This window comes from Cupriavidus lacunae (assembly GCF_003353055.1).
Classification (GTDB): Bacteria; Pseudomonadota; Gammaproteobacteria; order Burkholderiales; family Burkholderiaceae; genus Cupriavidus; species Cupriavidus lacunae.
This window is the reverse complement of sequence record NZ_QKWJ01000156.1, coordinates 1-7,834: the sequence shown is the minus strand read 5'-3', so window position 1 is coordinate 7,834 and position 7,834 is coordinate 1. Positions and strand designations below refer to the sequence as shown.

The following is a 7,834-nucleotide window of genomic DNA, read 5'->3' as shown; positions in this document are numbered from 1 at the left end:
TTCGCCGACCACCTCGCGGCGGCCTGCGCACGGCTCGGGGCCGATGTGGTTCGCTATTCCTTCATCGTAGTGGACTTGCACCACCTACTCCTTGCCGGTCTCCCGGCGCACTCAGAACTTGTGGCGAATGCCGACGGCGGCTCCGAACATATTGCTCTGGCCATTGCCCAGCGCGTAGCTGTTGCCCAGCGACAGGCTGTTGGCGTAGACCGTTGCCAGCGATTCCATCATCAGGCCGGCGTTCTTGGCGTAGGCGGTCGTCAGGTAGACGTCGGTGCGCTTGGAGAACGCATAGTTCGCCACGAAGGCGATCTGCCAGGGATTGGCGACGTTGGTATTGCCGAACAGGCTCTTGACGTCGTCATAGTTGTATTCCAGCGTCAGGCCAATGGCTGACGTGACCTGGTAGTTGGCGCCGATCCAGTAGAAATCATCACGCTGGATCACGACATCCGCCGCGTTCTTGTTCTGGCCCCAGCGGTAGCCGCCCATGATCTTGGCCGGCCCGATGCTGTAGCTGGCGCCCACCACGGCCTTCTTGGCGGTGCCATTGCTGGTGCCGATGGTCGGGTTCCACTGATCGTAGCCAGCGGTCACGCCAAACGGGCCGCCCTGGTACGCAACCGCGGCGCCATAGGCGGTATCGCGCCGGAACTGGCCGGGGACCTCGCCGTTGCCACCGATCGGCGTGGCGATGCCCACGGTGGCCGGCAAGGCCAGGCCCGTGCCAAACGACCAGTGCGCCAGCGCCGTGACCGGGCCGAACTTGCCGGTGTACTTGACCGTGTTGTCCTCACGGAAGTTCGGGCCAGACTGCAGCACCACCGGTTCGTATTGCGTGGCATAGGCCGTGGGCGAGAAATTGGCCAGTGCCTCGAACATCGACGTGTACTGGCGGCCCAGGCTGACCATGCCGATGCCGGGCTTCTGCACGCCCACGTATGCCTGGCGCCCGAACAGCCGGCCGCTTTGCTGCGAGGTGCCGCTGTCGACGTTGAAGCCGCTTTCCAGCACGAACAGCGCCTGCAGTCCGCCACCGAGGTCCTCGCTGCCGCGAAGGCCCCAGCGCGAGCCGGAGACGCCGCCGGAGTTCATGCGGTAGACGTCGTTGGCCGGGCCTCGGTTGAACTGGTTGGCGGCAGTCGGGACCGCGCCGACGTGATTGGCATACTCCACATTGATGTCCGCCACGCCGTACAGCGTAACGTTCGACTGGGCGAAGGCGCCCCCCGAACAGGCGAGCAGCGCGGCCGCGGCCATGCTCCTGAGCTTCATTGGTATTTCTCCTCTTTTCCTTTGGTTGCGATGCGGATAAATCCGTCTCTGTGAGTACTACGGGTACTGCAATCTCTGTGGCGGCGTTGCGCTACGCGAAGGCTATTGCGGCTCAGTTGGCGCGCAGCAGCTTTTCCAGCAACTCGGTCGCGCGCGGCCACGGGCCATATCCGGCCGCCGGGTTCAGGTGGCCGACTTCGCCGAGGTCGACCAGGCGGCTGCCCCAGTCGCTGGCCATCTGCGCGGCGCGCTCATAGCTGGCCAGCGGATCGTTGCGGCTGGCGGCGAGGAGGCTGGGGAAGGGCAGTTGTGCCCGGGGCACGGGCAGCCAGCCGTTCCCGGCCAGCGTGGCGTGGTCCGGATAGCCGGCCGGCATCGGCGTTTCAAGATCAGCAGGCGTGGCCAGCAGCGCGCCGCGGATCTTGCGGTGGTGCTGCGCGGCCCAATGCACGGTGATCATCACGCCGGCGCTATGCGCCACCAGCACCACCGGGCCGTCGATATCGGCCAGGGCAGCGTCCAGCGCGGTCACGCGGGCATCACGGCTGAGCTTGTCGTGCTCCAGCGGCGCCACCGAACGGGCGTTCGGCAGCTCGGCCTGGAGCAGGGTCTGCCAGTGTTCCGCCACGTGATCGCGCAGGCCGGGAACCATCAGGAAGGTGGTATCAGCGGGAAGGTTCATCAGTCGTCCAGGTAATCAGTCAGAAGATCAGGCCTTGTTGGCCTTGTTCGGGTCTGCCTCACGCTGGTTTTCCAGGCGAAGCAGGTCGGCCATGTAGGTGCGGCGCCCCACCAGGAAGCACAGCGCGGCAAGCACGCCTGCCAGCGGGATCAGTTGAAGGGCGCCGAGCAGGCCAATGCGGTCGGCGATCAGGCCAGTGACAAAGGGTCCGGGCGCCAGGCCCAACAGGTTGTTTGCCAGCGTGAGCGTGGCAAAGGCGGTGGCATGGATGGCCGGATGGGTCAGGTTTGCAACCGCGGCACTGGCCGGGCCTGCCGTGCCACCGACAAACAGCATGCCGGCACCGATCAGCACCAGTTGCGCGGTACCGGCGGGCAGGTGGAACGCAGTGAGCAGCAGCGCGCAGCAGGTCACGCTGTAGGCCACGGCCATCAGCCACTTGCGTCCGGGGGCGTGGCGAGCCGCCCAGTCCGTCAGCGCGCCGCACAGGACCATCCCTACGCCACCCGCCAGCACGAATGCCGCGGCGGTCACGCCGGCACGGTCCGTCGCCATGCCGTAGTAGCGCGCCAGGAAGCTCGGCATCCAGGTGAGCAGGGCGCCCATGACCAGCAACTGCAGCGCACTGCCCACATACGCGCAGAGGATCGAACGCGCCGAAAAGAGGGCAGACAGCAGCGGGCGCAGTGAGACGCTCTCGCGCCGAGCGGCACTGTCCGGTTCCTCGCCCAGCGCACGGCGTTGCGCCTGCAGGCGCGGCTCGGTAATGAAGAGACGGTAGAACCCGACCAGCACAAGCCCGAAGATCGCCATGCCGGCAAAGGCCCAACGCCAGCCAAAGTGAGCGGACAGGGCACCCCCCGCCGCCATCCCCAGCACGGAGCCAAACGCTCCGCCAGCGATGAACGCCGAACTCAGGCTGGCACGCAGATGGCGCGGAAACACCGAAAGCACCACGGCAATGCCGACGCTGCCATAGGCCGCCTCACCAATCCCCACGCACAGCCGCGCCATGAACATCTGCCCGAAATTGTTGGCCAGCGCGCAGCCCAGCGTGGCCAGGCTCCACAGCGCCGCCATCAGGATCAGGCTCCTGACCCGGCCCCAGCGGTCGGCCAGGATGGACAGCGGAAACGTCAGCAGGCCAACCATCAAGGCCACGATCCCGCCCAGCGCACCGAGCTCGGTGTCGCTCAGCGACCATTCCACCTTCAGCAGCGGAAAGACGGCGTTGAGCACCTGCCGGGACATGTAGTCCGACAGCAGCAAGCCAAAGCTCAGCGCAAAGACGAGCCAGGCGTAAGAACGCGACGAACTCGCACCGGCCGCGCCGGCTGAGATGGGGGAATGCGTGGTGGTTTGCCCGAGCATGAAAAGCCTTTTCCTTGATGCGCTTGACTGCGTCATGGCTACGCATGCAGGGGGCAAAACCCTCCTTTCAAACGCTGGCCACAGTCCTGTCGCGACCGGCGAAGTATCTAGGATTGGCTATCAGCAGTTTGACTAGCGGGGACAACTTGTTTGCATTTTGGGACAGTCGGGGAAAACGAGGAGTGGGTTGGGCGGGGGGTGGCGAGGCGCTAGTAGAGCGGTCGTCACAAAGCTGACGTCGTACCGGCGGATCGCAATGCACACGTGGTTTTTGCGCCTCCTGAGGGCACCGCGCGGTCGCCGGATCCCAGCTCGGGTGGCGCTCACTGTTTGAACATTCCATACTAGGGGTGTCGCCCTCCGTCGGAATGAGCATTCGTGGGGTCGCATCGTCTTGCGATATAGGACGCAATCACCTTACATGGCCCCCTAAGACTACGAAAAGGTCAAGTCTGGCTTGCGCTAGGGCCGAGCAGCCTGCCAATCACCGAATGTAGAGGAGGAGGCGAAGCTGGAGATGAAAGCGCCAGGCTTGCTCCTCGCCCTGTCAATCGCCGTGGGGACTGCGCCGCACGCCGGTGCAGTTGGATGCGAATATGACATGCAGTGCAAAGGCGAGCGCATTTGCCAGATGGGCCAGTGCGTCTCTCCTGTGTCGACAGGCCCGAACGCAGACCGACCTATCCAACCATCTTCCGCGACAAAAATCGTCCCGACACCCGAGCCACCTGCAAGGGTTCGTCCGGCGACGGGGAATGTCCCAGCAACCGGGCAGCCAGCGAAGACTGCTCCAGCGAGGAAGATTGGCCCGGCATCTGAACAACCCGACCAGCCCTCGGTGGCCAAAAGCGGCCCGACGCCTCAGCAACCCGCCGTGGCTTCTCCCGCTATGACGAATACTCCAGCACTTTCGACTGAGTTTCGCTCTTGCTGCACTAAAATCGGCAAACTGCCCCTCGACCGAGAGCTGAACTCGGAGGGCGTTGCCGCTACCCCGAGTGATTCCTGTCATGGGATAACCATTGATGGAACAGCTCTCCCAGGTACTCCGTGCAATTGAAGTACTCACGTTGCGGTCAAGTGAACTACCTCAGTAAAGCGGCGCACAGGAGACACGCCCAACGTGACGTCAAGCTAGTTAAGGCAGAAGCATCCGTTGGCCGGCCTGCTCCGCGCATCGCCACCGATGGCCTGGCCGATGATCATGGTCCCGTCGCGCCCGCCGCGTCCGCCGCGTCCGCCGCGTCCGCCGCGTCCGTCAAGATTCTGGATGGGCTCGCGCGGTAGGCCAAAGCGAAATATCCTGCTTGGTCCAGCCCCCGCTAGTGCCTCGTAGATTTCTTTCTCGGTCAGCATCTGCCGGAACTTTGTCGGCTTGCCGTTTGCGTCAACGCCTGCCGCGTAGATCTTGAGGCCGGGCGGCTGCTTCGAGTAAATCTAACAAGTGGTGCCGCATGATCGTTCTCCACTGGGTCGGCGGATCTGCGCCAGTTCAGCATAGCGCACGCAGAGTCCGATAGGATTGGTCATTCATCCGGCGGTCCGTGGGGGAGATTTTTCTTATCTCGTCATCCGAAAAAATTCAGTTCTGTTGCGTCCGAGGTTGACGTTAGAGTTCGGAACAAGACGCACATCGGGGCCTGGCTGCCGCGCTTCCGCCGGCAGTCATTGACTGCCTCAAGGGCATGACGTGCAGCCGGACGATGCTCGCCAGTCGGAAGAGGGAGGTTGGTCATGGAGACTCGAGGCGCTGGTGGCACCCATTGCGCTCACTACCATGGCTACGGAAAGCTCTTCGGCGGCTTTGCCGTGATCGCCTGGCTGCTCCGGTATGGGAATACCGGCATCAAGAGTTTCATGGTCAGCCACGACGGGCGTGTCTTCGAGCGGGATCTCGGCCCGAGCAGCGCTGCCAGGGCGGCGGCGATCAAGTCATTCGACTCGGGGCCGATCTAGGTGACGCCATGACACGCGACTTGCCTGCCGTCGTCGACGCTGTCGACTGCATATTCCGACGACTGGCCTAACTGCGGAGGTGAGTCATGTCTATTTTGTTGCTTGGAAACCTCGACGCCAAAGCCACGGATGAGGAAATCCGCGCCTTCCTGGTGAAATACGGATTTCCGGAATACCACAGCATCGAGCATATGGAAGGCGACGGCACCCGACCCGCTGTCAGGCTGACCTTCGACACGCTCGACGACTTAAGCCTGGAAAAGCTGAAAGGCCGTATCCACGACATGTTCTGGAGAGGCCACAAGCTAAGTGCGCTTGTGATGAGAGAGCGCTTCAGTTGAGGTGCGACTGGAAGCGTTGGCTGGTGACCTACTGCAAGGCTAGCAAACGGAGGATGGCATGAAAGGCAAGACACTACTGACCGCGGCGGCAATGCTGGTGGCAACCACGGCAACGTGGGCGCAACCCGAAACCCGCGTGGATGTCACGCAGTCGCCTGAAGGGGCGACTGCGACCGGCACCGCGAAGCTCACCGCCACGATCGCCAAGATCGATGCGCCGACGCGGACAGTCTGGCTGAAATCCGGCGACGGCAAGACCAAGGATCTCGTCGTGGGGCCGGAGGCCAGAAACTTCGAGCAGCTCAAGGTCGGCGACACAGTCACGATCGAGTACAGGGAAGCGCTGACCATGAGCCTCAAGAAGGGCAGTGGACCGCTTGCCATGCATGAGCGCGAGATCTCGGAGCGCGCTGCGCCGGGTGCAAAGCCGGGCGGCACGGTCGGCCGGGAAGTGACCGTCACGGCAGACGTCGTTGCCTTCGACACCAGCGCCAGGACCGTCACCCTGAAGGGCCCAAAGGGACGCACCGTGGTCCTTCTGGTAGGGGATCCGGCACGCCTCAACGGCATCAAGAAGGGCGACCGGGTCGAAGCGGTCTATACCGAGGCCGTTGCAGTGTCCGTACAGCCGGCTGCGGGCAGGTAGCGCCCCAGAACCAGCCAGGCCCGCCAGCCATGCTGGCAGCCCTTGCTTGCGTCCGCGGCCAGGGCGCGGTCAATGCGGTGCAGCCGCGGTGACCCGTCGCTTGCCTCGCCCGCCGTGTTTCAGAACTTCTAGCGGAGAACGGCATGGATTTAGCAAGGCAACTGGTTCACGCACGCGAAGTCGGCCTCAAGACCGGCATGGTGCTGCAAAAGCGCCTGGAAAATGCGCGGGAGACATATAGCGGCCGCGTGCAGCAAGCCGTCGGGAATCCAGACGCCAGCCCGACCGAACCGATGGCCGAGATGGACCCGATGAGCGGCTATGCCTATGCCATCGACAGCATGCAGCTGTGCCATCCTGTTCTGGGACACGCTAAGGCAACGGGGCAACAATTTTGTCGAAAACACCATGCAGGGCCTCAAGCCGGTCCTGTATTTTGGCTACGAGACCGTCTTGGATGAGGGTCAGTTGGAACGGCCCGTCAACTATGCGCTGTTGAAGATCACGCCGCCCGATGGCGTGACGATCGATGACCGCCGCCGCCCCTATGTCATCATCGATCCGCGCGCCGCTCACGGCCCCGGCAGCGGCTTCAAGGACGACTCGCAGGTGGGCGTGGCCTTGCGGGCCGGCCACCCGGTCTATTCGTCATCTTCTTTCGCGATCCCGAGCCGGGACAGACCCTGCTGGACGTATGCGAGGCCGAGCAACAGTTCATCAAGCGGGTGCGCCCACCAATAAAGGTTCCGGCCTGCAAGGAAGTCAGTTCCAGCAGTTGTGCAAAGATCGGGTACAGCACCCTTCAAGGGATGCTGCGGCATGGCTGCCGACAACGCTAGCGCCGCAGAAGCGCCGCAGATGGCCACCGCTCCTCCCGTTAACAAGCCGAATAACACCTGGAAGCCCATCAGCCGTGCCAGCAGAATGCCCCAGACGATAGTCAGCGCCACCGATAGCACTACCATGGCCAGGGACTGCCATCCGAGCGCCGCCACTTGCGAGCCGGAGATACGCAGTCCGAGTAAGGCCACCCCCAGCCGTAGCACCTCCTTGGCGCTGAAATCGATACCTGCTGCGCTTGAGGTTTCGTCGGACAGGAAGAGCTTCTGCCCGTGATCGCGCTGGCTGCGTGGCTGTCACAACGGCATCAGCGTGCGCAAGGCGAGGGCGGCATGGGTCCGCGCCCGCCGCTGCTTCCTTGGTTCGCCGTTGCGTTTGCGGTGCTTGTGACGATCAACAGCACCGGCTGGCTGCCTGCGCCGGTCGTGCATGCGGGTCAGGGGGCGTCTCAGTGGTGCTTGGTCATGGCCATGGCCGCGATCGGAATGAAAACCCACATGAAAGATATCCTGACCGTGGGCTGGAAGCCCGTGGCTTTGATGGTGCTGGAGACTCTTTTCCTGGCGGTGTTGTTCTATGGGATGTTGGTCTGGATGCGTTCCTAGATCCTATGTATGAGGACGGGTCGGCAAATTCGCAGAGTGGTCCTAAAGTGAACTGTTCAAGCAACTTACTTTGGAGGGCCACATCATGCAACCGACCCGCATCGATCATTTTATGCCG

At 63.2% G+C, this 7,834-nt stretch carries 7 protein-coding genes and 3 pseudogenes; 6 read left to right on the top strand and 4 right to left on the bottom strand.

Features of this window, described 5'->3' with window-relative positions; genetic code table 11:
• Positions 1-111: 111 nt before the first annotated feature.
• The 3 genes from DN412_RS41485 to DN412_RS41475 all read right to left on the bottom strand — a co-directional run bounded on the left by DN412_RS41485 (position 112) and on the right by DN412_RS41475 (position 3,328).
• Positions 112-1,275 (bottom strand): porin, encoded by a 1,164-nt coding sequence (locus DN412_RS41485; RefSeq protein WP_013956816.1) that lies wholly within the window; start codon positions 1,273-1,275, stop codon positions 112-114.
• Positions 1,276-1,387: 112 nt separating this feature from the next.
• Positions 1,388-1,957 (bottom strand): RBBP9/YdeN family alpha/beta hydrolase, encoded by a 570-nt coding sequence (locus DN412_RS41480; RefSeq protein ID WP_013956817.1) that lies wholly within the window; start codon positions 1,955-1,957, stop codon positions 1,388-1,390.
• A 27-nt stretch (positions 1,958-1,984) separates the two neighbouring features.
• Positions 1,985-3,328, bottom strand: coding sequence for an MFS transporter (locus tag DN412_RS41475; protein WP_115216808.1), 1,344 nt, complete (start codon positions 3,326-3,328; stop codon positions 1,985-1,987).
• Positions 3,329-5,035: 1,707 nt separating this feature from the next.
• Between DN412_RS41475 and DN412_RS41465 the strand changes: the two are divergent.
• The 5 genes and pseudogenes from DN412_RS41465 to DN412_RS46175 all read left to right on the top strand — a co-directional run.
• Positions 5,036-5,284 (top strand): annotated as a pseudogene (locus DN412_RS41465) (DUF2950 family protein); the annotation flags it as partial.
• 86 nt (positions 5,285-5,370) lie between these two features.
• Positions 5,371-5,625 (top strand): RNA-binding protein, encoded by a 255-nt coding sequence (locus DN412_RS41460; RefSeq protein WP_115216806.1) that lies wholly within the window; start codon positions 5,371-5,373, stop codon positions 5,623-5,625.
• Positions 5,626-5,683: 58 nt separating this feature from the next.
• Positions 5,684-6,271 carry a hypothetical protein gene (locus DN412_RS41455; RefSeq protein WP_115216805.1) on the top strand — a complete coding sequence of 196 codons (588 nt, stop codon included), beginning with the start codon at positions 5,684-5,686 and terminating at the stop codon, positions 6,269-6,271.
• Positions 6,272-6,414: 143 nt separating this feature from the next.
• Complete coding sequence (locus DN412_RS46180) at positions 6,415-6,732, top strand: hypothetical protein (RefSeq protein WP_425267495.1); 318 nt, start codon at positions 6,415-6,417, stop codon at positions 6,730-6,732.
• Positions 6,626-7,110: pseudogene (locus tag DN412_RS46175) on the top strand (DUF3141 domain-containing protein). Before DN412_RS46180 ends, DN412_RS46175 begins: the two are co-directional and overlap by 107 nt.
• A gap of 27 nt (positions 7,111-7,137) precedes the next feature.
• Here the strand turns inward: DN412_RS46175 and DN412_RS45350 are convergent.
• Positions 7,138-7,317: pseudogene (locus DN412_RS45350) on the bottom strand (putative sulfate exporter family transporter); the annotation flags it as partial.
• A gap of 66 nt (positions 7,318-7,383) precedes the next feature.
• Between DN412_RS45350 and DN412_RS41440 the strand changes: the two are divergent.
• A complete protein-coding gene (locus DN412_RS41440) occupies positions 7,384-7,716 on the top strand; it encodes a putative sulfate exporter family transporter (protein ID WP_244223086.1) in 333 nt (110 codons plus the stop codon).
• Positions 7,717-7,834: the final 118 nt, after the last annotated feature.

Coding starts and splice junctions, on each gene's coding strand:
- DN412_RS46180 (WP_425267495.1), top strand. CDS start 6,415: ATGGATTTAGCAAGGCAACTGGTTCACGCACGCGAAGTCGGCCTCAAG.
- DN412_RS41455 (WP_115216805.1), top strand. CDS start 5,684: ATGAAAGGCAAGACACTACTGACCGCGGCGGCAATGCTGGTGGCAACC.
- DN412_RS41460 (WP_115216806.1), top strand. CDS start 5,371: ATGTCTATTTTGTTGCTTGGAAACCTCGACGCCAAAGCCACGGATGAG.
- DN412_RS41485 (WP_013956816.1), bottom strand. CDS start 1,275: ATGAAGCTCAGGAGCATGGCCGCGGCCGCGCTGCTCGCCTGTTCGGGG.
- DN412_RS41480 (WP_013956817.1), bottom strand. CDS start 1,957: ATGAACCTTCCCGCTGATACCACCTTCCTGATGGTTCCCGGCCTGCGC.
- DN412_RS41475 (WP_115216808.1), bottom strand. CDS start 3,328: ATGCTCGGGCAAACCACCACGCATTCCCCCATCTCAGCCGGCGCGGCC.